The organism is Pseudomonas sp. LBUM1668, assembly GCF_059695715.1.
On the sequence record NZ_CP166787.1, the window covers coordinates 3,414,518 to 3,439,853 of the forward strand.

Annotated in this window: 24 protein-coding genes; 14 read left to right on the forward strand and 10 right to left on the reverse strand. The window is 59.7% G+C overall.

The genetic code is table 11. The features are described from left to right. Positions 1-13: 13 nt before the first annotated feature. The 5 genes from ACA061_RS15240 to ACA061_RS15260 all read right to left on the reverse strand — a co-directional run bounded on the left by ACA061_RS15240 (position 14) and on the right by ACA061_RS15260 (position 5,717). A complete protein-coding gene (locus tag ACA061_RS15240; RefSeq protein WP_210552917.1) occupies positions 14-1,189 on the reverse strand; it encodes a lactonase family protein in 1,176 nt (391 codons plus the stop codon). Next, complete coding sequence (locus tag ACA061_RS15245) at positions 1,176-1,487, reverse strand: DUF5629 family protein (RefSeq protein WP_210552918.1); 312 nt, start codon at positions 1,485-1,487, stop codon at positions 1,176-1,178. The genes ACA061_RS15240 and ACA061_RS15245 overlap by 14 nt, the downstream gene beginning before the upstream one ends. A 165-nt stretch (positions 1,488-1,652) precedes the next feature. Beyond that, positions 1,653-3,233, reverse strand: coding sequence for an aldehyde dehydrogenase (NADP(+)) (locus ACA061_RS15250; protein WP_497299537.1), 1,581 nt, complete (start codon positions 3,231-3,233; stop codon positions 1,653-1,655). A gap of 9 nt (positions 3,234-3,242) precedes the next feature. Continuing rightward, positions 3,243-4,235 (reverse strand): AraD1 family protein, encoded by a 993-nt coding sequence (gene araD1 / locus ACA061_RS15255; RefSeq protein ID WP_210699868.1) that lies wholly within the window; start codon positions 4,233-4,235, stop codon positions 3,243-3,245. Positions 4,236-4,394: 159 nt separating this feature from the next. Then, positions 4,395-5,717 carry an MFS transporter gene (locus tag ACA061_RS15260; protein ID WP_150602752.1) on the reverse strand — a complete coding sequence of 441 codons (1,323 nt, stop codon included), beginning with the start codon at positions 5,715-5,717 and terminating at the stop codon, positions 4,395-4,397. A 193-nt stretch (positions 5,718-5,910) separates the two neighbouring features. On the opposite strand from ACA061_RS15260, the gene ACA061_RS15265 reads away from it, so the two are divergent. After that, the gene (locus tag ACA061_RS15265; RefSeq protein WP_150615390.1) at positions 5,911-7,647 is read left to right on the forward strand and encodes an IlvD/Edd family dehydratase; all 1,737 of its coding nucleotides are present in this window, start codon (positions 5,911-5,913) and stop codon (positions 7,645-7,647) included. Between the two features lie 186 nt (positions 7,648-7,833). Next, a complete protein-coding gene (locus ACA061_RS15270; protein ID WP_150592137.1) occupies positions 7,834-8,553 on the forward strand; it encodes a FadR/GntR family transcriptional regulator in 720 nt (239 codons plus the stop codon). Between the two features lie 192 nt (positions 8,554-8,745). Here the strand turns inward: ACA061_RS15270 and ACA061_RS15275 are convergent, their stop codons facing one another. Both ACA061_RS15275 and ACA061_RS15280 read right to left on the reverse strand, forming a co-directional pair. Further along, positions 8,746-11,130, reverse strand: coding sequence for an efflux RND transporter permease subunit (locus ACA061_RS15275; RefSeq protein WP_150602753.1), 2,385 nt, complete (start codon positions 11,128-11,130; stop codon positions 8,746-8,748). Continuing rightward, entirely contained in the window at positions 11,127-12,170 is a 1,044-nt protein-coding gene (locus ACA061_RS15280; RefSeq protein WP_150602754.1) for a WD40/YVTN/BNR-like repeat-containing protein, read from the reverse strand. The genes ACA061_RS15275 and ACA061_RS15280 overlap by 4 nt, the downstream gene beginning before the upstream one ends. A gap of 448 nt (positions 12,171-12,618) precedes the next feature. Here ACA061_RS15280 and ACA061_RS15285 point away from each other — a divergent pair, with 448 nt between their 5' ends. The 7 genes from ACA061_RS15285 (at position 12,619) to ACA061_RS15315 (ending at position 17,957) form a co-directional block, all read left to right on the forward strand. Further along, the gene (locus ACA061_RS15285; protein ID WP_007917992.1) at positions 12,619-13,209 is read left to right on the forward strand and encodes an amino acid synthesis family protein; all 591 of its coding nucleotides are present in this window, start codon (positions 12,619-12,621) and stop codon (positions 13,207-13,209) included. Between the two features lie 31 nt (positions 13,210-13,240). After that, on the forward strand, positions 13,241-14,074 hold the full coding sequence (locus ACA061_RS15290; RefSeq protein ID WP_497299539.1) for an alpha/beta fold hydrolase: 834 nt from the start codon (positions 13,241-13,243) through the stop codon (positions 14,072-14,074). Then, positions 14,071-15,552 carry an aldehyde dehydrogenase gene (locus ACA061_RS15295; RefSeq protein WP_150602756.1) on the forward strand — a complete coding sequence of 494 codons (1,482 nt, stop codon included), beginning with the start codon at positions 14,071-14,073 and terminating at the stop codon, positions 15,550-15,552. The genes ACA061_RS15290 and ACA061_RS15295 overlap by 4 nt, the downstream gene beginning before the upstream one ends. 12 nt (positions 15,553-15,564) lie before the next feature. After that, a complete protein-coding gene (locus tag ACA061_RS15300) occupies positions 15,565-16,050 on the forward strand; it encodes a flavin reductase family protein (RefSeq protein ID WP_210552924.1) in 486 nt (161 codons plus the stop codon). A gap of 129 nt (positions 16,051-16,179) precedes the next feature. After that, entirely contained in the window at positions 16,180-16,569 is a 390-nt protein-coding gene (locus ACA061_RS15305) for a carboxymuconolactone decarboxylase family protein (RefSeq protein WP_065259878.1), read from the forward strand. A gap of 58 nt (positions 16,570-16,627) precedes the next feature. After that, positions 16,628-17,392, forward strand: coding sequence for a GntR family transcriptional regulator (locus ACA061_RS15310; protein ID WP_150602758.1), 765 nt, complete (start codon positions 16,628-16,630; stop codon positions 17,390-17,392). A gap of 1 nt (position 17,393) precedes the next feature. Next, the gene (locus tag ACA061_RS15315) at positions 17,394-17,957 is read left to right on the forward strand and encodes an NUDIX hydrolase (protein ID WP_150592145.1); all 564 of its coding nucleotides are present in this window, start codon (positions 17,394-17,396) and stop codon (positions 17,955-17,957) included. A 153-nt stretch (positions 17,958-18,110) separates the two neighbouring features. Here ACA061_RS15315 and ACA061_RS15320 read toward each other — a convergent pair whose 3' ends face one another. Then, complete coding sequence (locus tag ACA061_RS15320) at positions 18,111-18,404, reverse strand: DUF1330 domain-containing protein (protein WP_150615385.1); 294 nt, start codon at positions 18,402-18,404, stop codon at positions 18,111-18,113. Between the two features lie 69 nt (positions 18,405-18,473). On the opposite strand from ACA061_RS15320, the gene ribBA reads away from it, so the two are divergent. The 5 genes from ribBA to ACA061_RS15345 all read left to right on the forward strand — a co-directional run bounded on the left by ribBA (position 18,474) and on the right by ACA061_RS15345 (position 23,898). Then, positions 18,474-19,583, forward strand: coding sequence for a bifunctional 3,4-dihydroxy-2-butanone-4-phosphate synthase/GTP cyclohydrolase II (ribBA, locus tag ACA061_RS15325; RefSeq protein ID WP_497299540.1), 1,110 nt, complete (start codon positions 18,474-18,476; stop codon positions 19,581-19,583). Between the two features lie 358 nt (positions 19,584-19,941). Further along, positions 19,942-20,967 (forward strand): ABC transporter substrate-binding protein, encoded by a 1,026-nt coding sequence (locus ACA061_RS15330; protein WP_497299541.1) that lies wholly within the window; start codon positions 19,942-19,944, stop codon positions 20,965-20,967. Further along, positions 20,964-21,911: an ABC transporter permease gene (locus tag ACA061_RS15335; RefSeq protein ID WP_042559517.1), complete on the forward strand. Its 948-nt coding sequence runs from the start codon at positions 20,964-20,966 to the stop codon at positions 21,909-21,911. Before ACA061_RS15330 ends, ACA061_RS15335 begins: the two co-directional genes overlap by 4 nt. 6 nt (positions 21,912-21,917) lie before the next feature. After that, positions 21,918-22,727 carry an ABC transporter permease gene (locus tag ACA061_RS15340; protein WP_007918021.1) on the forward strand — a complete coding sequence of 270 codons (810 nt, stop codon included), beginning with the start codon at positions 21,918-21,920 and terminating at the stop codon, positions 22,725-22,727. A gap of 16 nt (positions 22,728-22,743) precedes the next feature. Beyond that, a complete protein-coding gene (locus tag ACA061_RS15345) occupies positions 22,744-23,898 on the forward strand; it encodes an ABC transporter ATP-binding protein (protein ID WP_497299542.1) in 1,155 nt (384 codons plus the stop codon). Between the two features lie 221 nt (positions 23,899-24,119). Here ACA061_RS15345 and map read toward each other — a convergent pair whose 3' ends face one another. Both map and ACA061_RS15355 read right to left on the reverse strand, forming a co-directional pair. Next, on the reverse strand, positions 24,120-24,911 hold the full coding sequence (gene map / locus ACA061_RS15350) for a type I methionyl aminopeptidase (protein WP_497299543.1): 792 nt from the start codon (positions 24,909-24,911) through the stop codon (positions 24,120-24,122). Beyond that, positions 24,908-25,135 (reverse strand): ParD-like family protein, encoded by a 228-nt coding sequence (locus ACA061_RS15355; RefSeq protein ID WP_042559521.1) that lies wholly within the window; start codon positions 25,133-25,135, stop codon positions 24,908-24,910. The genes map and ACA061_RS15355 overlap by 4 nt, the downstream gene beginning before the upstream one ends. Positions 25,136-25,336: the final 201 nt, after the last annotated feature.

The following is a 25,336-nucleotide window of genomic DNA, read 5'->3' on the forward strand; positions in this document are numbered from 1 at the left end:
CGGGGCCTGTGGCTTATTGTCGCACTACGAACTTCAGGTCGCTGGGCGCGTCCATCGGCAGTTTCTGCACGGTTTTACCGAGCAGACCGGTCTTGCCATCGCGTTCAACAACGACAATCTCATTGCTCTTCTGGTTGGCAATCAGCAGGAATTTGCCACTCGGGTCGAGGCTGAATTCGCGCGGGTGATCACCTTCCACCGAACGTTTTTGCAGCTCTTTGAGTTGGCCGGTCGCCGGATCAATGCTGAACACGACCAACTGATTGGCGGTGCCACGGTTGCTGACGTAGAGGAATTTGCCGTCAGCGGAAGCATGCAGCGCAGCCCCTGCCTTGTCCGAGGTCGGTTGGCCAGCCGCGAGGTCTACAAGTTGTGTCTGAGTCAGCACGCCGTCGTTGTAATCGAATACCGCGACTTGCGCACTCATTTCCATGGTCAGCCAGGCATGTTTGCCGTCAGCACTGAACAACAGATGACGCGGACCGCTGCCGGCAGGCATGGCCACCGAGGCGGTTTTGGCCGGGGTCAGCGGCAAATCCGGGTTGGCCTTCGGGTCGAACTGGTAGATGAAGACCTTGTCCGCGCCCAGATCATTGGAGAACACATAACGGCCGTCCGGCGAAGAGACCGTCGAGTGCACGTGGTTCGATGCCTGACGTTCTGGGTTGACCCGGCTCGCCGGGTGCGCGCTCATCTGCACCACCGGTTTGAGTTTGCCGTCTGCCCCTACCGGCAACACCGCCAGCGTGCCGCCCGGATCTTCCATCACCGAATAGTTGCTGACGAACAAATGGCTGGCGTCATGGCTGAGGCTTGAATGGGTCGGCTCGTTGCCCAGGCTTTGTACCTGATTGATGAGGCTAAGCGCATGGGTTTTCGGATCGATCGCATAACTGCTGACGCGACCGACCGGATCGGTTTGACCTGGACCATTTTCGTTGACCACGAACAAGCGTTTCTGGTCTTTGGACAGAGTGAGCCACGATGGGTTTTCGCTTTTCACCACTTGCAGTGGTTTGGCTTCGATCTGACCAGTGGCGCTATCGAAGCTCATCCGATAGATGCCTTGGCTGGCGCCGGCAGTGTAAGAGCCGACCAGCAGCTGGAAGCTTTCAGCGGATGCACTGGAAAGGCCCATCGCACCGACGCTGCCGGCCATCAGCAGCGGCCAGAATTTACGCATTTTCATCAGTTTCATCCTCGTCGTCGCTGCTGCTGACTACGTCGCCAAGGCACACCAGACGGTGTTCGCCGGTGGTCTTGGTATCGCTGGCATAGCCAATGACTAGCCAGCTCTGCAGAGCTTCGTCAAACGTCGCCGCTTCAACTTGTGCCGGGGTGAATTCCCAATGCTTGGCCGCTCGGCCATCGATGCATTCGATGTGCAGATTGTCGTCTTCATCGAGGGCGAATTCGAAAGCGTGCAGGCCGTCGATTTCGACCATTCCGCAGTGTTCGAGGGCGTTGAGAAGGGTTGGGGCAGTCATGGTGAACAGTCTTTGTAGGGGGGAAAGAGCGAATGATAGCTTATTGTCGATGCAGATCCCTGTGGGAGCTGGCTTGCCAGCGATAGCAATCTGTCTGACACATCAATGTGGGATGTGCCGCAGTCATCGCTGGCAAGCCAGCTCCCACAGGTTATGGGTGTTGCCTTACAACGCTTCGCGCGATGGCTTGCCATCCACCAGGCGCTGGATGCGCAGCGGGTTGGCGTTTTTCAGCGGTTCCGGCAGCAAGCTGTCCGGGTAGTTCTGGAAACACACCGGACGCAGGAAACGGTCAATGGCCAGCGTGCCGACCGAAGTGCCACGGGCATCGGACGTCGCAGGGTACGGGCCGCCATGGACCATCGAATCACACACCTCGACACCGGTCGGATAGCCGTTGAGCAGGATGCGCCCGACCTTCTGTTCCAGCAGCGGCGTCAATTCCGCGAACGCTTGGAAGTCCGCCGGCTCGCCGATGATCGTCGCCGTGAGCTGCCCGTGCAAACCGTTCAATGCGGCACTGAGTTGCGCCTGATCGGCCACCTCGACAATCACCGTGGTTGGGCCGAAGACTTCTTCCTGCAGCACTTCATCGCCGTTGATCAACAGGCTGACATCCGCTTTGAACAGCTGCGGCTGCGCTTGATTGCCCTGCTGTGGATTGCCGGCCAGATGCTCAATGCCTTGATGCGCGAGAAGCTTCTGCAAGCCGTTGCCGTAACTGCCAAGGGTGCCGGCATTGAGCATAGTTTGCGCAGGTTGGTCGCCGATCAACCCTGCAACCTGTTGCACGAATGCGCTGAATTCAGGCGAGCGAATACCGATGACCAAACCGGGATTGGTGCAGAACTGACCGCAGCCCTGCACGACCGACGCGGTGAGGTCGCGAGCGACGCTTTCCGAGCGAGCGGCCAGCGCCTGTGGCAAGACGATGACCGGGTTGATGCTCGACATCTCGGCAAACACCGGGATCGGTTGCGGGCGTGCCGCGGCCATGTCGCACAACGCACGTCCACCCTTGAGCGAACCGGTGAAACCCACAGCCTGAACCGCCGGATGCTTGACCAGCCACTCGCCGACGCCACCGCCGTAGATCATGTTGAACACACCCGCTGGCATCTCGGTTTTTTCCGCCGCACGAATCAGTGCATCAGCCACCAGCTCGGCCGTGGCCATGTGACCGCTGTGCGCCTTGAACACCACCGGGCAACCGGCAGCGAGTGCCGATGCGGTGTCTCCGCCGGCAGTCGAAAACGCCAGTGGAAAATTGCTCGCGCCGAACACCGCAACCGGGCCAAGGCCGATGCGGTACTGACGCAGATCCGGGCGCGGCAATGGCTGGCGATCCGGCAACGGCAAATCGATCCGTGCCCCATAGAAATCGCCACGGCGCAGCACTTTGGCGAACAGGCGCATCTGGCCGCTGGTGCGACCGCGTTCGCCCTGAATACGGCCAGCCGGCAACGCGGTTTCGCGGCAGACAACGGCGACGAAATCATCACCGAGCGCGTCCAGTTCGTCGGCAATCGCGTCTAGAAACTGCGCGCGGCGCTCGGCGCTGAGGCTGCGATAGGCCGGGTAGGCGGCAGCGGCGGCTTTGGCGGCGGCGTCAACTTCTTCGGCCGTGGCCTGGATGAAATCGTGCGGCAGTTGTTCGCCCGTCGTCGCGTCGACGCTTTGCAGTTTGACGTTGCCGGCAGCGCTACGCTGACCGCCGATGTAGTTGTGACCGAGAATCTGAGTCATGGGATCTCCTTAAAGGGTGCCGATGCTGTCCGGTTCGAAAACCGCTTGAACCGGGGCGATGCCATTGATCAGCGGTGCGCCGAATTCGGCCTGGCTGATTTCGAAAACGTCACCCGGTTGGGTGCGAATGCCATCGGCGAACGACAAGGTCGCGGTGCCGAAAAAGTGAATGTGCACGTCGCCCGGGCGCAGGAACTGGCTGTACTTGAAGTGGTGGTATTCGAGGTTCGCCAGGCTGTGGCACATGTTGGCCTCGCCACTGAGGAACTCGTTCTGCCACAACACTTCGCCATCACGCAGGATACGACTGGTGCCTGCAAGGTGTTGGGGTAGCTCACCGACGCGAAGTTCCGGGCCATAACTGCAACTGCGCAATTTCGAGTGGGCCAGGTACAGGTAATTCTTGCGCTCCATGACGTGATCGGAGAACTCGTTGCCGACGGCGAAGCCCAGGCGATACGGCTTGCCGTCGTGGCCGATGATGTACAGGCCGGCCATCTCCGGCTCTTCGCCAGCGTCTTCGGCAAACGGCGGCAACGGGAAGGCTTCGCCCGGACGCACGACGATGCTGCCGTCGCCCTTGTAGAACCATTCCGGCTGAACACCCGCCTGCCCCGCCGCCGGTTTGCCACCCTCGACGCCCCATTTGAAGATTTTCATGGTGTCGGTCATCGCGGTTTCGTCACCGGCCTGCTGGTGCATCTTGTCGCGGGCCGAGGCGCTGCCCAGATGCGTCAGACCGGTGCCGCTGACCAGCATGTGCGCCGGGTCCGGGTGATCAAGCGGCGGCAGGATGCGCAGGTCTTTGAGCAACTGCGCATAGTCATGGCTGGTGCCCAGGCCGAGGCTTTTTACTTGCTGCTCCAGAGTGCCGCCGGCTTCGATGGCGGCCAGGGCCAGATCACGCACGCTGCGGGCATCCTGCACTTCGCGCACCACAGCGCTTTCGACCACGCCGACGCGGCGTTCGCCGTTACTCAATTCGAATTGAACCAGATGCATAAATTTTCTCCTTTATACAAAACTCTTGAACACTGAAGAACCCTGTGGGAGCTGGCTTGCCAGCGATAGCAATCTGTCAGACACATCAATGTGGGATGTGCCGCCGCCATCGCTGGCAAGCCAGCTCCCACAGGGTCGGTGGTGATTGATGGATGAGTGTCAGGTGCGGGTCGCACCACGCGCACTCGCGGCAAATTGATCGGCCGGCAACACGTGCTTACGCTCCAGCACGCGATACACCACGCCAGTCAGAATCAGCCCGAACACCATCACTCCCGACAGGAAGTACAACCCCGAAGCCAGATTCCCGGTGTGCTCCTTCAGCGCCCCGATCACGAACGGCCCGATGTAGCCGCCGAGGTTGCCCACCGAGTTGATCAGCGCGATCCCCGCCGCCGCACTCGCACCGGCAAAGAACCGCCCCGGCAGCGTCCAGAACACCGCCGTGCAGGAAAACAGCGCAAACGCCACCAGACACAGCGCTGCCAGTTGCGCCACCGGCAATGTCAGCCAGGCACTGAGGAACAAGCCAATCGCGCCCAGTACATAAAGCACCGCCAAATGCCCGTAGCGATCGTTCATGCGATCGGAACTGCGCGGGATGATCAGCAGACCGATGATCCCGAAGATGTACGGCACCGACGACACGAAACCGGTCATCAGATCGCTGCCGCCGAACTGTTTGATCAACGTCGGCAACCACAAGCCGAGGCCGTAAATGCTCAGGGTCACCGGCAGATAGAACAGCGCCAGCAGCAACACGCGTTTGTCTTTCAACGCATGCAAAGGATTGCCGTGACGGGTCTGGCCGTACTCCTGCAGATCCTTTTTCAGCTCGCCGGTCAGCCAGTCTTTCTCGGCCTGATCCATCCACTTCACCTGTTGCGGGCCGTCAGGCAACCAGCGCAGCACCGGCCAGGTCAGCAGGATCGCCGGGGTGCCGATGACGATGAACAGCCACTGCCAGCCGTGCAGGCCGAGAATGCCGTCCATGCCCAGCAAACCGCCGGACACGGGACCGGTGATCATCATGGCGATGGGTTGCGAAAGAATGAACAGCCCGAGGATCTTGCCGCGATGGCGCACCGGGAACCATTGGGTGATGTAGTAGAGAACGCCGGGGAAGAACCCTGCTTCTGCCGCGCCGAGCAAAAAGCGCATGACATAGAAGCTGTGCGGGCCCTGGACGAAGGCCATGCCGATGGTGATCGCGCCCCAGGTGATCATGATCCGCGCAAACCAGCGCCGCGCGCCGAAGCGTTCGAGCATCAGGTTGCTGGGGATTTCGAAAAGGAAATAACCAATGAAGAACAGCCCGGCACCGAGGCCATAGGCCGCATCGCCGATGCCGATGTCGGCGCCCATGTGCAGCTTGGCGAAGCCGACGGCGGAGCGATCCACATAGGCGATCAGGTACAGCAGGATCAGGAAGGGAATCAGTTTCAGTGTGATGCGCCGTATCAGGCGCAATTCCTGGCTCATGAGATCGGTCTCCGATTGTTGTTTTTATAGAACCTCGGGGGACGCCTCTCACGGAAAACCGCCAGGGCCATCCCTCCGTCGAAAACGACTATATAGTAATACTAATTACCCAACAACACTTCCAAACCGTTGAATTTGAGCTTATGTTAAGCCACAGCTGGAACACTATAGTCATACAATAAGAGAATCGATCATGTCTGATAAGAAACCCACCCTGCGCTCCGCCCAATGGTTTGGCACGGCCGACAAGAACGGCTTCATGTACCGCAGCTGGATGAAGAATCAGGGCATCGCCGACCACCAGTTTCATGGCAAGCCGATCATCGGCATCTGCAATACCTGGTCGGAACTGACCCCGTGCAACGCGCATTTCCGCCAGATCGCGGAGCACGTCAAACGCGGGGTGATCGAGGCTGGTGGATTCCCGGTGGAATTCCCGGTGTTCTCCAACGGCGAATCGAACCTGCGCCCGACCGCCATGCTCACCCGCAACCTGGCGAGCATGGACGTTGAGGAAGCGATTCGCGGTAACCCGATTGACGGCGTGGTGCTGCTGACCGGTTGCGACAAAACCACTCCGGCGCTGCTCATGGGCGCAGCCAGTTGCGACGTGCCGGCCATCGTCGTCACTGGCGGGCCGATGCTCAACGGCAAGCACAAGGGCAAGGACATTGGCTCCGGCACCGTCGTCTGGCAGCTCAGCGAACAGGTCAAGGCTGGCACCATCACCATTGACGACTTCCTCGCGGCCGAGGGCGGAATGTCGCGTTCGGCGGGCACCTGCAACACCATGGGCACCGCGTCGACCATGGCGTGCATGGCCGAAGCGCTGGGCACTTCGCTGCCGCACAACGCGGCGATTCCAGCGGTGGATGCGCGGCGTTATGTGCTGGCGCACATGTCCGGCATGCGTGCGGTGGAGATGGTTCGCGAGGATCTGAAACTGTCGAAGATCCTGACCAAGGAAGCCTTCGAAAACGCCATCCGTGTTAACGCCGCCATCGGTGGTTCGACCAACGCCGTGATCCACTTGAAAGCCATCGCCGGACGCATTGGCGTCGAGCTGGATCTGGACGACTGGACGCGCATCGGCCGCGGCATGCCGACGATTGTCGATCTGCAACCGTCCGGGCGTTTCTTGATGGAAGAGTTTTACTACGCTGGAGGCTTGCCAGCGGTGTTGCGTCGTCTTGGTGAAGCGAATCTGATCCCCAATCCGAATGCCCTGACCGTCAACGGCAAGTCCATCGGCGAGAACACCAAGGACGCGCCGATCTATGGCGAAGACGAGGTGATCCGCACGCTCGACAATCCGATTCGTGCCGACGGCGGTATCTGTGTGCTGCGCGGTAACTTGGCGCCACTGGGTGCGGTACTCAAACCGTCCGCCGCCAGCGCCGAACTGATGCAGCATCGCGGTCGTGCAGTGGTGTTCGAGAACTTCGACATGTACAAGGCGCGAATCAACGATCCGGAACTGGATGTTGATAAAGATTCGATTCTGGTAATGAAAAACTGTGGGCCGAAGGGTTATCCGGGCATGGCCGAAGTCGGCAACATGGGCCTACCTGCCAAGCTGTTGGCCCAGGGTGTGACCGACATGGTGCGCATTTCTGATGCGCGGATGAGCGGCACGGCGTACGGCACGGTGGTTTTGCACGTCGCGCCGGAAGCGGCAGCCGGTGGGCCGCTGGCCACGGTGAAGGAAGGCGACTGGATCGAACTCGATTGCGCCACTGGCCGTTTGCACCTGGACATTCCGGATGCCGAACTGGCGGCGCGCATGGCCGATCTGCAACCACCGCAGCAATTGCTGGTGGGCGGTTATCGTCAGCTGTACATCGACCATGTGTTGCAGGCGGATCAGGGCTGTGACTTTGACTTTTTGGTGGGTTGCCGAGGGGCTGAAGTGCCGCGTCATTCTCACTGACAGCACAAACCCCTGTAGGAGTGAGCCTGCTCGCGATAGCAATCTGTCAGTTGACACCTCTATTGACTGTCACACCGCGATCGCGAGCAGGCTCACTCCTACATTCGGTTTTGCATCCACATCAAGAATGCCCGGTGCCTGTTATGATGCGCGGCATCTCCATCGCTCAGGATCGCGCCGCTCCCCATGGATTACCGTAAACCTTCCGACCGCAAAAGCATGCACTCGCGCATTGTCCAGGAACTGGGCAAGCAGATCGTCTCCGGACGCTTTTTGCCCGATGACAAACTGCCCGCCGAAGCCTTGTTGTGCGAGGAGTACGCGGTCAGCCGGCCGGTGTTGCGCGAAGCCACGCGGGTGTTGGTGGCCAAGGGTCTGGTGTATTCGAAGCCGCGCGTCGGCACGGTGGTCAAGGCGCGCCGCGAATGGCACATGCTCGACCCGGACGTGCTGCACTGGCTGATGCAAAGCAGCCCGCAGAATGAGTTTTTCAACGTACTGACCAGCGTGCGCAGCATCATCGAACCTGCCGCCGCCGCCCTCGCCGCCCAGCATGCGACCGACGCCGACATTGCCGCCATCGGCGAAGCCTACCAACGCATGGAAGCGGCGCCGACGCCGGAAGCACTGCTGCAACCGGACCTGGATTTTCATAGCCGCATTGCCGATGCGACGCACAATGATTTGTTGGCGAACCTGTGCAACATGTTGTCGGTGGCGATTGCCGAGGCGTTGAAACATTCGAATCAGCGGCCGAATCTGCATGAATTGGCGTTACCGAGGCACAAGGCGATTTTGACGGCCATTGAAAATCGCGATGCGCTGGGGGCGCGGCATGCAACGTTGGTGCAGCTGGATGATGCGCGCAGTGCGTTGAGTGTTGTGTTGGGGGCTGAGCTTTCTTGAAGCAAAGTCAAAAGATCGCAGCCTTCGGCAGCTCCTACAGGGGCTGAGTGCATCCGCAGTTCAACGATGCATGGGGCATCTAACCTGAATGAAACCCATGTAGGAGCTGCCGAAGGCTGCGATCTTTTGATCTTGATCCACAAAAAAAGCCGCAACCCTAAGGTTGCGGCTTTGTCGTTTCAGCCCTTCAGATCAATGCGCAAACAGCGAATTGCCCTTCTGCCCCGCCAGTTTCTCTGGCTTGATCAGGAACTTCGCCAGTGCCGGCAGCAGCCACAGCGCACCGAACATGTTCCACAGCAGCATAAAGGTCAGCATCAGGCCCATGTCGGCCTGGAACTTGATCGCCGAGAAGATCCAGGTGCACACGCCGATGGCCAGGCACAGACCGGTGAACAGCACCGCTTTACCGGTGGATTTCAGGGTCTGGTAATAGGCTTCCTGCAACGGCAGACCGGCACGCAGGAAACTTTCCAGACGGCTGTAGATGTAGATCCCGTAGTCGACGCCGATACCCACGCCCAGCGCCACCACCGGCAACGTCGCCACTTTTACACCGATGCCCATGAACGCCATCAGCGCGTTGCCGAGTACCGAAGTCAGCACCAGCGGCAGCACGATGCACAAGGTCGCCGCCCACGAGCGGAAGGTGATCATGCACATCACCGCCACGCAGATGTACACCAGGATCAGGATGGTCAGCTCAGCCTGTTTGATGACTTCGTTGGTGGCCGCTTCGATGCCGGCGTTACCCGCGGCGAGGATGAATTCCAGGCCGTCCTTGTTGTTGTCCTTGGCGAATTCCTGCACCGCATGCACCGCACGATCAAGGGTTTCGGCCTTGTGGTCGTTGAGGAACACCAGCACCGGCGCCAGCGAGCAGCTGTTGTTGTACAAACCATCAGCACGGGCAATCGAGTTGTTCAGCACGTCCGGGTTGCGCGACAGGGTTTCCCATTTCAGGTTGCCCTCGTTCATGCCTTTGATCATCTGCTTGGACACAGTCACCAACGAGATCGCCGACTGCACGCCCTCGGTGTTCTGCATCTTCCACATCAGCTCATCGATCGGCGCCATGGCTTCAATGCGTGAGCAGCCTTCAGCCTTTGTCTTGACCATCACCACCAGCACGTCGGAACTGGTCGAATAGTTGCTGATGATGAAGTTGTTGTCCTTGTTGTAGCGCGAATCAGGACGCAACTCCGGCGCGCCTTGGTCAAGGTCGCCGATTTTCAGGTTCTGGCTGTACCAGAGGCCACCACCGAAGGCGACCAGCGCCAGAGCGACGGAGATCGGTGCAACTTTCGGGCTGGCAAAGTTCGACAGCAGGCGCCAGAACGGATGTTCGCGGTTCGCGTCCTTCTTGCTCTTGGCAATAGCGCGTTTGCTGATGCCGACATAGGAGATGGCGACCGGCAACAGGATCAGGTTGGTAAACACGATCACCGCCACACCGATGGACGCACCGATGGCCAGTTCACGGATCACGCCGATGTCGATGATCAGCAGCGTGATGAAGCCCACCGCATCCGCGAGAATCGCGATCATCCCCGGCAGGAACAGTTGCCGGAAGGTGCGTCGTGCAGCCGTAAGCGCGTTGTCCGCCTCACTGGATTGCAGAGCGATACCGTTGATCTTCTGCACGCCATGAGAAATGCCGATGGCGAAAATCAGGAACGGCACCAGCATCGAATACGGATCGAGTCCGAAGCCGAAGAAGTGCATCAAGCCGAGTTGCCAGACCACCGCCACCAGCGTCGTGCTCAATACCGCGATGGTGCTGCGCACGCAGTTGGTGAACCACAGCAGCAGAATCAGGGTGATCACGAAGGCAATGCCGAAGAACAGCACCACCATCACCAGACCATCGATCAGATCGCCAACCTTCTTGGCGAAACCGACGATGTGGATCTTGATGTTCGGGTTCTGCGCTTCGAACTTGTTGCGGATCTTGTCTTCCAGCTCATGGGAGAACTTGCGGTAATCCAGCGCCAGCAACTTGCCCTGATCCTGCGGGTCCGGGTAGGACTCCAGCAGCGGGATGTCGACGATGCTCGACTTGAAGTCGTTGGCCACCAGACGGCCAACCTGACCGGACTTGAGCACGTTGTTGCGCAGCAGATCGAGGCTGTCTTGCGAGCCGTTGTAGCTCTGCGGAATCACCTCACCGCCGGCGAAACCCTCCTCGGTCACTTCGGTCCAGCGTACGCTTGGGCTCCACAGCGACTTCAGCCCGGAGCGGTCAACGCCGGAAATGTAGAACACTTCGTCGTTGATCTGGCGCAGGGTCTCCATGTACTCCTTGGAGAAGATGTCGCCATCGGTGGCTTCCACCGAAATCCGCACGGTGTTGCCCAGGTTCGCCAGATCGTTGCGGTGCTCCATCATCTTCTCGATGAACGGATGCTGCAGCGGGATCATTTTTTCGAAACTGGTGGACGGCCGGATCAGCGTGGCCTGCCAGAACAGGAAAATGCTCACCACCAGGCAGATCAGGATCACAGCCGGGCGGTTATTGAAAATCAGGCGTTCGAGGACCGTCGCCTTTTCCTGGTTATGTGTGTTCAAGGAAGTCATAGCCCCGCCTTCTTATTATTGATCTCGGCGCCGTTCGGCAGCGTGGTATGGACGCCACCCTGCCCGGTCAGAATCAGGTTGCCATTGCCGGCGGCGGTGACCGACGACAGGGATATGCGATCCGCGCGGTTGAATACGCTGAAGGTTTCGCCGTTGTCGCTGCTGCTGATCACCGAGCCGCCGTTGCCGACGATGACGATTGAGCCGTCTTCGAGCAAAGTCGCGCCGGAAAGGCCGAATTCCAGTGATCCGCGCGCAGCTTTCAGCTCGACCTGTTCCCAGTTGCTGCCGAAATCGCTCGAGCGGTAGAGGTTGCCCCGCAAGCCGTAAGCCAGCAGCGTCTGCGGTTGAGCCGTGCCGATCACGCCGAACAGCGAGCCTTCGTAGGGGCCTTCGAGTTTTTCCCAGGTCTGGCCCTCGTCGGCGGAGCGGAACATGCTGCCCGACTCGCCGACGATGAACAGCCCGGCGTCTTTCACAGCAGCGATGGCGTTGAGGTGGAACTGGTCTTCGTTGTCGAGGCGGTCACTGACGTCTTCCCAGTTTTTACCGCCATCGGTGGTTTCCAGCAGCGCGCCGTAAGCGCCCACGGCGAAGCCGCTGCTGGCGTCCTTGAACCAGACGTCGAGCAGCGGCGATTCACGTTTGAGGTCTTCGAATTGTTTGGTCCAGGTCAGGCCACCGTCCTCGCTGGCGAGGATCTGCGCGTCATGGCCAACCGCCCAGCCGTGCTTGTCGTCGACAAAATACACGGCCGTCAGCAACTGCCGGCTCGGCACCTTGGCCTGCGTCCAGGTCTTGCCCTGGTCATCGGAATAGAGAATGTGCCCGCGATCCCCGACCGCCACCAACCGGGCGCCGGCGTGGACAACATCAAGAATGAGGCTTTTCGCGGCTTTGGCTGATTCGGTGGCATAAACCACATCGGCTGGAGCCTGGGCGGCAATCACAGGTGCCGACAACATGGCAAAGCCCAGCATCGAGAGTGCTGTGGCCAGCAACGCGGTGTTGCGTAACGCCGGCGGGCGGCAACGACTCATAGACCTTCCCCTATTTATTATTGTTAGGCCATTTGGCCTTCAAGGGCGCCGCAAGGGTGTTCGAGCGATCGCTGGTCAGAAGCATAGTCCTGAAACCCGCAATCCAGAGCCCCTTCGGAAGCTGGCTCATCCTATCGGGCTTTGGAAACGTCTGACAATCGGCGCCACGTTATCTTTTGTTAACCGCCGGGGAACGACACAACCCCTGTAGGAGCTGCGGCACGCTGCGATCTTTTGATCCTGATGTTTAAAAACAGGATCAAAAGATCGCAGCGTGCCGCAGCTCCTACATATAAATCGCCTCCGCTCCGATGGATTGCGACGGCGGCTGAATGCACCGCCATTCGCCGGATGGATGACGCAAAACTCGCAAGGGGGACTTGCGCGATAGGTATTATGGTATACCATCAGACGGACAGACACTTTGAATCCCCCACCGGAGCAGCTCATGAGTTTCGAAATTCGCAAGATCGTCAGCTATGTCGAAGAAACCTTCATCGAAGGCGGCAAAGCCACCGACAAGCCAGTGACCATGGTTGGTCTCGCCGTGGTGATGAAAAACCCTTGGGTGGGCAACGGCTTTGTTGAAGACCTCAAGCCGCAGATCCGCGCCAACTGCTCCGACCTCGGCGCGCTGATGGTTGAGCGACTGGTGGGGATCATTGGCGGCGCAGAAAAAATCGAGGCCTACGGCAAAGCCGCTGTCGTCGGCGCTGATGGCGAGATCGAGCACGCCTCCGCCGTGATCCACACCCTGCGCTTCGGCAACCACTACCGCGAAGCGGTCAACGCAAAGAGCTACCTGAGCTTCACCAACAAGCGCGGCGGCCCGGGTACCTCGATTCAAATCCCGATGATGCACAAAGACGACGAAGGCCAGCGTTCGCACTACATCACCCTGGAAATGCAGATCGAAGACGCGCCGCGCGCCGACGAAATCGTCGTCGTGCTGGGTTGCGCCGACGGTGGTCGCCTGCACCCGCGCATCGGTAACCGCTACATCGATCTGGAAGAACTGGCCGCCGAAAAAGCCCAGTAATCACAATAAAAAAGGCAAGCAGGAGCGCTCCATGATTCGGCTCACCGCTGAACTCACCCCGGCTGGCACCAGTTACCTGGCGACCGGCCAAGGCCAGCCCGTGGTTTTGATCCACGGCGTGGGCCTGAACAAAGAAATGTGGGGCGGCCAGATTGTCGGCCTCGCCAGCCAATATCAGGTGATCGCCTACGACATGCTCGGCCACGGTGCCAGCCCACGACCGGCCAGCGGCACCAACCTGCTCGGTTATGCCGATCAGTTGCTGGAGCTGCTCGATCACTTGAACTTGCCTGAGGCAGCGGTGATCGGCTTCTCCATGGGCGGTCTGGTGGCGCGGGCGTTTGCCCTGCATTACCCGCAGCGCCTGCAAAGCCTGGTGGTGCTTAACAGTGTGTTCAATCGCAGCGAAGAGCAGCGTAATGGCGTCATCGAACGCACCGCTCAGGCGGCCGAACACGGCCCTGATGCCAATGCCGAAGCGGCGCTTTCACGCTGGTTCAGCCGCGAATATCAGGCAGCGAATCCGGCGCAGATCGCCGCGTTGCGTCAAACCCTGGCGAACAACGATCCGCAGGGTTACCTGACCACTTACGAGCTGTTCGCCACCCAAGACATGTATCGCGCCGAAGACCTGGGCAGCATTCAGGCGCCGACGCTGATCGCCACCGGTGAGCTCGATCCGGGTTCGACCCCTGAAATGGCCGAGCAACTGGCCCAGCGCATCCCCGGCGCCAAGGTTGCCGTGCTGCCCGAGCAACGGCATATGATGCCCGTAGAGTCGCCGCGTCTGGTCAACCAGACACTGCTGGAATTTCTCGAATTCGCACACTCCCGACAAAACCAAATAAAGGGGATCGTTGCATGACGCTCGCACGCTTCCAGATGTGCATCGGCGGAGAATGGGTCGACGCCCTCTCCGGCAAGACTTTCGAAAGCCTCAACCCGGCCACGGCCCAAGCCTGGGCCGAATTGCCCGACGCTGATGAAGCTGACGTCGAACGCGCCGTGCAATCGGCGCAAAACGCTTTCGACAGCCCGGCGTGGCGTGGTCTGACCGCCACTGCGCGCGGCAAACTGCTGCGTCGTCTCGGTGACTTGATCGCCGAGAACAAGGAACAACTGGCGCAACTGGAAAGCCGCGACAACGGCAAACTGATCCGCGAAACCCGTGGTCAGGTCAGCTATCTGCCCGAGTTTTTCCACTACACCGCAGGCCTTGCCGACAAGCTCGAAGGCGGCACCTTGCCGCTGGATAAGCCGGATCTGTTCGCCTACACGGTTCACGAAGCCATGGGTGTGGTTGCCGCGATCATTCCGTGGAACAGCCCGCTCTATCTGACCGCGATCAAACTCGCCCCGGCCCTCGCGGCCGGCAACACGATTGTGATCAAACCATCGGAACATGCTTCGGCGACCATTCTTGAGCTGGCGCGCCTGGCCCTCGAAGCCGGGATTCCGCCAGGCGTGGTCAACGTCGTCACCGGTTACGGCCCGAGCACCGGCGCCGCCCTCACCCGCCATCCACTGATCCGCAAGATCGCCTTCACAGGCGGCGCGGCCACAGCACGGCACGTGGTGCGCAGCAGTGCCGAGAACTTCGCCAAGTTGTCGCTGGAACTCGGCGGCAAATCGCCGAACATCATCTTCGCCGACGCCGATCTCGACAGTGCGATCAACGGCGCGATTGCCGGGATTTACGCGGCATCCGGTCAGAGTTGTGTGTCCGGCTCGCGGCTGTTGGTGCAGGACGAAATCTACGACGAGTTCGTCAGTCGACTGGTCGAGCGCGCCCAGCGCATTCGCATCGGCAACCCGCAGGAAGACAGCAGCGAAATGGGCCCGATGGCCACCGCACAGCAGCTCGCGGTGGTTGAAGGTCTGGTGGCTGATGCGATCGCCGAAGGTGCAGTTTTGCGTACCGGTGGCAAGCGCCCGACGGGGCTTGGCGACGGCTGGTTCTACGAGCCGACACTGTTCGAGTGCGACAGCAATTCGATGAAGATCATGCAGGAAGAAGTTTTCGGCCCTGTCGCCTCGGTCATTCGCTTTAAAGATGAAACCGAAGCGCTGGCCATCGCCAACGATTCACAGTTTGGCCTCGCCGCCGGCATCTGGACCCGTGACCTGGGCCGCGCCCATCGTCTGGCTCGGGATGTGCGGTCGGGGATCATCTGGGTCAACACCTACCGCGCGGTGTCGGCCATGGCGCCGATTGGCGGCTTCAAGAACAGTGGCTATGGACGCGAAAGCGGCATCGATTCGGTGCTGGCCTACACCGAACTGAAAACGGTGTGGATCAACCTTTCTCAGGCGCCAATGCCTGATCCGTTTGTGATGCGCTAGGAGACCTGCGACATGATCGAACCCGGCATATATAAAGACGTGATGAGCTCGTTTCCGTCCGGCGTCACGGTGGTCACCGCCCTCGACCCGGACGGCGGCATCGTCGGCATCACCGCGAGCGCCTTCAGCGCACTGTCGATTGACCCGGCATTGGTGCTGTTCTGCCCCAACTACGCCTCCGACACCTACCCGATCTTGCGCGACAGCAAGCGCTTCGCCATTCATTTGCTCTCAGCCGAGCAGACTGCCGAGGCCTACGCCTTTGCCGGCAAAGGCAAGGACAAGGCCAAAGACATCGAGTGGCATTTGAGCGAACTGGGTAACCCGATATTGGCCAAGGCTACGGCGATCATCGAGTGCGAGTTGTGGCGTGAATACGATGGCGGCGATCACGCGATCATCGTTGGCGCGGTGAAAAATCTGATCCTGCCCGAGCAACCAGTGACGCCGATGATTTATCACAAGGGCAAGCTAGGTCCCCTGCCAACCTTGGCCTGACGGATTCACACAATTCCCTGTGTAGGAGCTGCCGAAGGCTGCGATCTTTTGACTTTGATTTTTAAAGACAAGATCAAAAGATCGCAGCCTTCGGCAGCTCCTACAGGGGAATGTGTGTGAGGAGGAATGATGAACAATGAAAAATACGAAAAAGGCCTGAAGATCCGCACTCAGGTATTGGGCGAAGCCTATGTGCAACGCTCAATAGAGAACGCCGACGACTTCACCCGCCCGTTGCAGGAAATGGTCACCGAATACTGCTGGGGCCATGTCTGGGGTCGTGAGGGTTTGTCGCTCAAGGAACGCAGCATGATCAACCTGGCGATGATCTCGGCGCTCAACCGCCCGCATGAACTCAAGCTGCATGTGCGTGGCGCCTTGCGTAACGGCCTGAGTCGTGAGCAAATACGCGAAATTCTGCTTCAAGTCGGCATTTATTGCGGCGTCCCGGCGGCCGTGGACAGTTTCCGGCTCGCCCGTGAAGCCTTTGCCGAAGCCGACGCCGAGGCCTCCAGTTAACCCCTCGGCTGTTTTGATGCCCGTCTGGCATGGACAGCCACAGTAAAGAGCGGACCCCATGAAACGCCAGCCACTCGACGACAGCTTCAAGGTCAATCGCAACCCCGTTACCCTGCGCGAAATCGTGCTGGATAAACTGCGTAGCGCGATCATGAATTTCCAGCTTATGCCAGGGGATCGTCTGGTCGAACGCGATCTGTGTGATCGCCTGGGCGTCAGCCGCACGTCGGTGCGCGAAGCCTTGCGTCACCTTGAATCCGAAGGCCTGGTGGAATTCGCCGATGCCAAGGGCCCGCGCGTCGCCATCATCACCCTCGCCGATGCCGTCGATATCTACGAACTGCGTTGCGTGCTGGAGGGCTTGATCGTGCAACTGTTCACCCTGCGCGCCAAAGCCAAGGACATCAAAGCCCTGGAGAAAGCCCTCGACGAGAACCGCAAGGCGCTCAAGGACGGCGAATTGCAGCAAGTGATCGACTCGGTACAAGGTTTCTACGATGTGCTGCTGGAAGGTTCGGGCAACCATGTAGCGGCCACGCAATTGCGTCAGTTGCAGGCCCGTATCAGCTACCTGCGCGCGACCTCGGTGTCTCAGGAAAACCGTCGCGGCGCGAGTAACCAGGAAATGGAAAAAATGGTCGAGGCGATCAAGAGCGGTGATCCGCTGCTGGCGCATCAGGCTTGCGTGGATCACGTTCGCGCTGCCGCTGCCGTTGCTCTCGACTACCTCAAGCGCAAGCAGGAAGAAACCGGTGTCGCCGTCAAAGGCACGCCACCGATCACCCTGCCCATCGCGCTCAAAGAACCTCGTATAGGTCACTGACATGTTCAGCCCGAGCTTTTGCCCAAAGTGCGGTGGCCCTGATCTCGGTCAGCAGGTACCGCCGGGCGATACGCACGAGCGCCTGATGTGCCGCGGTTGCGGCTTCATCCACTACGTCAATCCGAAGATCATCGCCGGCTGCATCATTGAGCAGGACGGCAAATACCTCTTGTGCCAACGGGCGATTCCCCCGCGCCCGGGCACCTGGACGCTGCCCGCAGGCTTCATGGAAAGCGGCGAAACCACCGAGCAGGCCGCGCTGCGTGAAGTCTGGGAAGAAAGCGGCGTGCGCGCGGAAATCCTCTCGCCCTACTCGATTTTCAGCGTGCCGAAGATCAGCGAGGTGTACATCATATTCCGCGCCATCGCGCTGGAGATCACCGGCCAGTTTGGCCCGGAAACCCTCGACTATAAGTTCTTCGCTCCGGAAGATATTCCGTGGGAGCAGATCTATTATCCGGCGATCCGGCAGATCCTCGAACGCTATATCGAGGAACGCCAGGCTGGGGTTTACGGGATCTATGTGGGCAATGACGACAGCGGCAAGATCCATTTCATCCGCTAATCCCCCAAACGACGTAGCCCCTGTAGGAGCTGCCGAAGGCTCGGGCCGCGATCGGACGATCTTTTGATCTTGTCTTTAGAAAAACAACATCAAAAGATCGTCCGATCGCGGCCCGAGCCTTCGGCAGCTCCTACAGGGTGATCGTATGTTCGGTTAGGGGGCAACGCCTTCGACAATGATGATTTCCGCCCTCGCCCATCCCTCGCGGTAACTTTTCGCCTCTTGATACGCCGCCGAGTGGTAGCACGCCACCGCTTGTTCATAGCTATCAAACTCGATCACCACGCTGCGCTGCGGGGTCTTGCGTCCTTCCATCGCCTCGCTGCGACCGCCTCTGGCCAAAAACCGCCCACCAAACTCCGCAAACGCCTTCGGCCCGCGCTGGGTGTATTGGCTGTAGTGGTCGGGATCGGCAATGTCTACGTGAGCAATCCAGTACGCCTTCATAGTGACCTCTTTGCTGATTATGTATTATGGTATACCAATAATATTTCCAACAAACACTGAGAGTCCAGCATGGCCTTCAACAGCATCGAAGAAATCATCGCAGATTATCGCCTCGGCAAAATGGTCTTGCTGGTCGATGACGAAGATCGGGAAAACGAAGGCGACCTGTTGCTGGCCGCCGACTGTTGCACGCCCGAGGCGATCAGCTTCATGGCCCGTGAAGCACGCGGCCTGATCTGCCTGACGTTGACCGACGAACATTGCCAGCGGCTAGGTCTGGAGCAGATGGTGCCGAGCAATGGCAGCGTGTTCAGCACCGCGTTTACCGTGTCGATTGAAGCGGCGGTTGGCGTGACCACCGGTATTTCTGCAGCGGATCGCGCCTGCACGGTGGCAGCCGCGGTGGCCCCGAACGCCAGCGCCGAAGACCTGGTGCAGCCAGGCCACATCTTCCCGCTGCGCGCCAAGGAAGGTGGCGTGCTGACCCGCGCCGGCCATACGGAGGCAGGTTGCGATCTGGCCAGACTGGCCGGTTTTACGCCGGCCTCGGTCATCGTCGAAGTGATGAACGACGACGGCACCATGGCTCGTCGCCCGGATCTGGAAGTGTTTGCGCGCCAGCACGGGATCAAGATCGGCACCATTGCCGACCTGATCCACCATCGTTTGAGCACCGAGCACACCATCGAACGTATTGGCGAGCGGGAGCTGCCGACGGTGCATGGCACGTTCCGCCTGATCACCTTTGAAGACCGTATCGAGGGCGGCGTGCACATGGCGATGGTCATGGGTGATGTGCGCCGCGAACAACCGACGCTGGTGCGCGTGCACGTGATCGATCCGCTGCGTGATCTGGTCGGTGCCGACTACAGCGGGCCAAGCAACTGGACGCTGTGGGCGGCGCTGCAGCGGGTCGCGGCAGAGGGTCATGGAGTGGTTGTGGTGCTGGCCAATCATGAGTCTTCACAGGCGTTGCTGGAGCGGGTTCCGCAACTGACTCAACCGCCCCGGCAGTTCAGCCGGTCGCAGTCGCGGATTTATTCAGAAGTGGGGACTGGGGCGCAGATTCTGCAGAACCTTGGGGTCGGCAAGCTGCGGCATCTTGGGCCGCCGCTGAAATATGCGGGGTTGACGGGGTATGACCTGGAAGTGGTCGAGAGCATCCCCTACACCGAATAACCCACAGTTATCGATGAGCCCCTGTGGTGAGGGGATTTATCCCCGTTGGGCTGCGAAGCGGCCCCAAATCCTGCCAACGCGATCCTTCAGGAATAGCGCGTTTTCCGCTTTCAGGGCTGCTCCGCAGCCCAACGGGGATAAATCCCCTCGCCACAATTTCATCCACTGCACATCTTCGGTGCCCCCCCAAAAAACTACTTCGCCAGATAACCGGTCAGGCAAAGTGCTTGCAGAAAGTTTGGAATACCATAATATGATATTCCACAGACCGGACACTCCAACGAACGTCCATCTACTGCTCCCGACAGGCGGGCAACAACGCAAGCCCGCTCAAAAACACAACAATGAGGGCGTGAACATGGTGTTGAAAAAAGCTGCAACCGCGATCTTTTTTGCGGGACTGCTCAGCGTTACCGGCCAGGCTGCAATGGCCGCCGAAAGCGTGAATTTTGTCAGTTGGGGCGGAAGCACCCAGGATGCGCAAAAACAGGCCTGGGCTGATCCGTTCAGCAAGGCCAGCGGCATCACCGTCGTTCAGGATGGCCCGACCGACTACGGCAAACTCAAAGCCATGGTTGAAAGCGGCAACGTGCAATGGGACGTGGTCGATGTCGAAGCCGATTTCGCCCTTCGCGCTGCGGCTGAAGGCCTGCTCGAACCCCTCGATTTCAAAGTCATCCAGCGCGACAAAATCGATCCGCGTTTTGTCAGCGATCACGGCGTCGGCTCGTTCTTCTTCTCCTTCGTCCTCGGCTACAACGAGAGCAAACTCGGCGCCAACAAGCCGCAGGACTGGAGCGCCCTGTTCGACACGAAGACCTACCCCGGCAAACGCGCCCTGTACAAATGGCCAAGCCCCGGCGTACTCGAACTGGCGCTGCTGGCCGATGGCGTAGCCGCCGACAAGCTCTATCCGCTGGATCTGGATCGCGCCTTCAAGAAACTCGACACCATCAAGAAAAACATCGTCTGGTGGGGCGGCGGCGCGCAGTCGCAGCAATTGCTGGCGTCCGGTGAGGCGAGCATGGGCCAGTTCTGGAACGGCCGCATTCACGCTCTGCAAGAGGACGGCGCGCCGGTTGGCGTGAGCTGGAAACAGAACCTGGTCATGGCCGACATTCTGGTCATTCCCAAAGGCTCGAAAAACAAGGACGCGGCGATGAAGTTTCTGGCCAACGCCAGCAGCGCCAAGGGTCAGGCCGACTTCTCCAACCTGACCGCCTACGCCCCGGTCAACCTCGACAGTGTGGAGCGTCTGGATTCGACCCTGGCCCCCAACCTGCCGACTGCCTACGCTAAGGATCAGATCACTCTTGATTTCGCGTACTGGGCCAAGAACGGTCCGGCCATCGCGACACGGTGGAACGAATGGCTGGTCAAATGAAAATGGCGGCCACTGCGTCCCGTCCCTCCACTGCCACCGGGAGCGCCGCACGCGCTGCCGGCTCGGCCGAAGGCAAAAAGGCGATTGCGATGCCGCAAGCCGAGTCCCTCAAACAACGCTGGCGCGGTGCCGGCAACCTCCTCCCGGCGCTGCTGTTCCTCGGCCTGTTCTTTCTTGCGCCGCTGATTGGCCTGCTGTTGCGCGGCGTGCTGGAACCTGTACCTGGCCTGGGCAACTATGAACAACTGTTCGCTAACTCGGCGTACGCCCGAGTGCTGCTCAACACCTTTTCGGTGGCCGGGCTGGTAACGGTGTTCAGTCTGCTGTTGGGCTTTCCGCTGGCCTGGGCGATCACGTTGGTGCCACGCGGCTGGGGGCGCTGGATTCTCAACATCGTGCTGCTGTCGATGTGGACCAGCCTGCTCGCCCGCACCTATTCGTGGCTGGTGCTGCTGCAAGCTTCGGGGGTGATCAACAAAGCGCTGATGGCGATGGGCATCATTGATCAGCCGCTGGAAATGGTGCACAACCTGACCGGTGTGGTGATCGGCATGAGCTACATCATGATCCCGTTCATCGTGCTGCCGTTGCAGGCGACCATGCAGGCCATCGACCCGATGATTCTGCAGGCCGGCTCGATCTGCGGCGCCAGTCCCTGGACCAATTTCTTCCGGGTGTTCCTGCCGCTGTGCCGGCCAGGTCTGGCGTCCGGCGGCTTGATGGTGTTCGTGATGTCGCTCGGTTACTACGTCACCCCGGCGCTGCTCGGCGGGGCGCAGAACATGATGCTGCCGGAGTTCATCATTCAACAGGTGCAATCGTTCCTCAATTGGGGCCTGGCCAGTGCCGGCGCCGCGTTGCTGATCGCGATCACGCTGGTGCTGTTCTACTTCTACCTGAAGCTTCAGCCGGAATCCCCGGTTGGCGCCAGTAACGCGAGGTAAGCCGACATGCTCCTGACTCCCAACGCAATGAGCCGGCGCATGCGTTTCGGCCTCTACGCCACCACCGGGTTGATCGGTCTGTTTTTGCTGTTGCCGATCGTCTTTATCGTGCTGCTGTCGTTCGGTTCATCCCAGTGGCTGGTGTTTCCGCCACCGGGCTGGACGCTGAAATGGTATGGCCAGTTCTTCTCCAACCCGGACTGGATGAACGCCGCAGCGGCCAGCCTCAAGGTCGCGGTACTGACGACGATCTGTGCCGTGGCCCTCGGTTTGCCGACGGCGTTTGCCTTGGTGCGTGGGCGTTTTCCCGGCCGCGAGATGCTCTACGGCCTGTTCACCCTGCCGATGATCGTGCCGCTGGTGATCATTGCCGTGGCGGTGTACGCGCTGTTTCTCAAGCTCGGTTACACCGGGACGATGTTCGCCTTCGTCGTCAGCCATGTGATCGTCGCACTGCCGTTCACCATCATCTCGATCATCAACTCGTTGAAGCTGTTCGATCAGTCGATTGAAGACGCAGCGGTGATCTGCGGGGCCTCACGCCTGCAAGCGGTATTCAAGGTGACGTTCCCGGCGATTCGTCCGGGCATGGTCGCCGGCGCCCTCTTCGCCTTCCTGGTTTCGTGGGACGAAGTGGTGCTCAGCGTGATGATGGCCAGCCCGACGCTGCAAACCCTTCCCGTAAAAATGTGGACCACCCTGCGTCAAGACCTGACACCGGTGATCGCCGTCGCTTCGACGCTGCTGATCGGCCTGTCGGTATTGGTCATGGTGATCGCCGCCGCTCTGCGCCGGCGCAACGAAATCAGCGCTTGAGCGCCAGGAGTACGACATGAGTGCCGTGATCAAAGACGCATCCCAGCAGAACGACAAACCCCTGGTCAGCCTGCGCAACCTGAACAAGCACTACGGTGACTTTGCTGCCGTGGACGACATCTCGCTGGACATCAAGGACGGTGAATTCCTCACCTTCCTCGGCTCCAGCGGTTCCGGCAAAAGCACCACGCTGTCGATGCTTGCCGGTTTCGAAACGCCGAGCAGCGGCGAGATCCTCGTCAACGGCCAGTCGCTGGTCAACGTGCCGCCGCACAAGCGCGACATCGGCATGGTGTTCCAGCGTTATTCGCTGTTCCCGCATCTGTCGGTGCGCGACAACATCGCGTTCCCGTTGGCGATCCGCAAACTCGCGACTGCCGAACGCGAACGGCGTGTCGATGCGATGTTGAAACTGGTGCAACTCGAACAGTTCGCCCATCGCCGCCCTTCGCAACTGTCCGGTGGCCAACAGCAGCGTGTAGCAATTGCTCGCGCACTGGTTTACGAGCCACGCATTCTGCTGATGGACGAACCGCTGGGGGCGCTGGACAAAAAGCTGCGCGAAGATTTGCAGGATGAACTGCGCCAGTTGCATCGGCGTCTGGGCATCACCATCGTCTACGTGACCCACGATCAGGAAGAAGCGATGCGCTTGTCGCAGCGCATCGCGATTTTCAGCCACGGCAAGATTGTCGGTTTGGGCAGCGGGTATGACCTTTATCAGAACCCGCCGAATGCCTTTGTCGCGTCGTTTCTTGGCAATTCAAACTTCCTCAAGCTCAAGGCGCAGGGCAATGCAGCGGCTTCGTTTGAAGGGCAGTCGTTGTCGATTCGACTGACGGCCGGATTGCATGCTGATCAGGATGTGTTGCTGATGGTGCGCCCGGAAAAGGCGCTGGCGTTGAGCGTATCGCAGGCGATCAGCGAACCGCTGGCGGCGGGTTGGAATGAAGTGTCCGCGAAGGTTGTTGAGGTGCTGTTTCTGGGTGAGAGCCAGACGTGCAGCGTGGTGACGTCGGGCGGGACTTCGATGACGGTCAAGGCGTTGTCGGCGGCGGGCATGCCGCTCAAGGCTGGGGATCCGGTGCAGGTACGCTGGGCCACCGCCGACGCTTGCGTCTACACCGAATGGACTGAAAGCGATCTGAACAAAGCCGCCGGAGCCCACTGAGCCCCCCCTGTAGGAGCTGCCGCAGGCTGCGATCTTTTGATCTTGCTGTGAAAAAACAAGATCAAAAGATCGCAGCCTCGTTTCACTCGACAGCTCCTACAAGAATATATTCCGAATGTGGGAGCGAGCCTGCTCGCGAATGCGGTGTGTCATTCAATGTTGATGTTGACTGATACGGCCTCTTCGCGAGCAGGCTCGCTCCCACAGTGATTTTGCGGTGCTCAGACGATCGGGGTAAAACCCTCAATCTCATCCGGCCAAGCCGTCAGCACTTCAAACCCCGTTTCCGTCACCGCCACCATATGCTCCCACTGCGCCGACAACGAGCCATCCTTGGTCAGCACGGTCCAGCCATCCGGCATGTTCTTCACATGGCGTTTACCGGCATTGAGCATAGGCTCAACGGTAAAAATCATCCCGGCCTTGAGCTTCATGCCCTGATTCGGGAAGCCGTAATGCAGGATCTGCGGGTCATCGTGATAAACCTTGCCGATCCCGTGGCCGCAATACTCACGCACCACACTGAAGCCTTCTTTCTCCGCCAATGTCTGGATCGCATGGCCGATATCGCCCAACGTCGCGCCCGGTTTTACCACGCGAATGCCCGCGCACATGGCGTCGTACGTCGTTTTGATCAGGTGCTGCGCCTCAGGCGTCGCCTCCCCGACCACGTACATGCGGCTGGTATCGCCAAACCAGCCATCCTTGATCACGGCGATGTCGAGGTTGACGATATCGCCATCCTTGAGCGGCGTGCCCGACGGGATACCGTGGCACACCACATCGTTGACCGAGGCGCACACGGTTTTCGGGAAACCGTGATAGCCGACATTGGCAGGAATGGCTTTCTGCACATTGACGATGTAGTCGTTGCACAACCGATCCAGTTCATCGGTGGTGACGCCTGCCTTGACGTGCGGCACCAGCATCGCCAGCACTTGCGCGGCGAGTTTGCCGGCGGCGCGCGATTGAGCGATGTCGGCCAGGGTGTTGACTTTGATCTGGTTTCTCATGCCGTGACGTCTTCCTGAGTCAGTTGTTGCAGGTCCAGCCCGCCGTTTTGTTCAGCACGAATCAGCAAACGGCAGATCGCGCTATGGTCGAGGTTGGGGTGCAGTTCGGCGAGCATGCCGATGCGCATCCAGTGCTCGGCTTGCGCGTTGATCGAGCGGCTGAGTGCGTTGCTGGAGATGCGCAGATTCTCGTGCATATCCTCTGAAATCTTTACGATGCCCATGGTGAAATCCGATACGAAGTGTATATGGTTCGTATATTAGCCAGGCCTGTTGAGGAATTGCAAATCGAACCCTGCAGGCAAGGAATTTCAGGCAAAAAAAAGCTGCCGGAAATGGCAGCCAAAAACTTTGAAGAACACGCGATGTGTTGGGCTCAGTATGGTTGTCGAATAATGACAGTGTCATGACAGCAACACTTCACC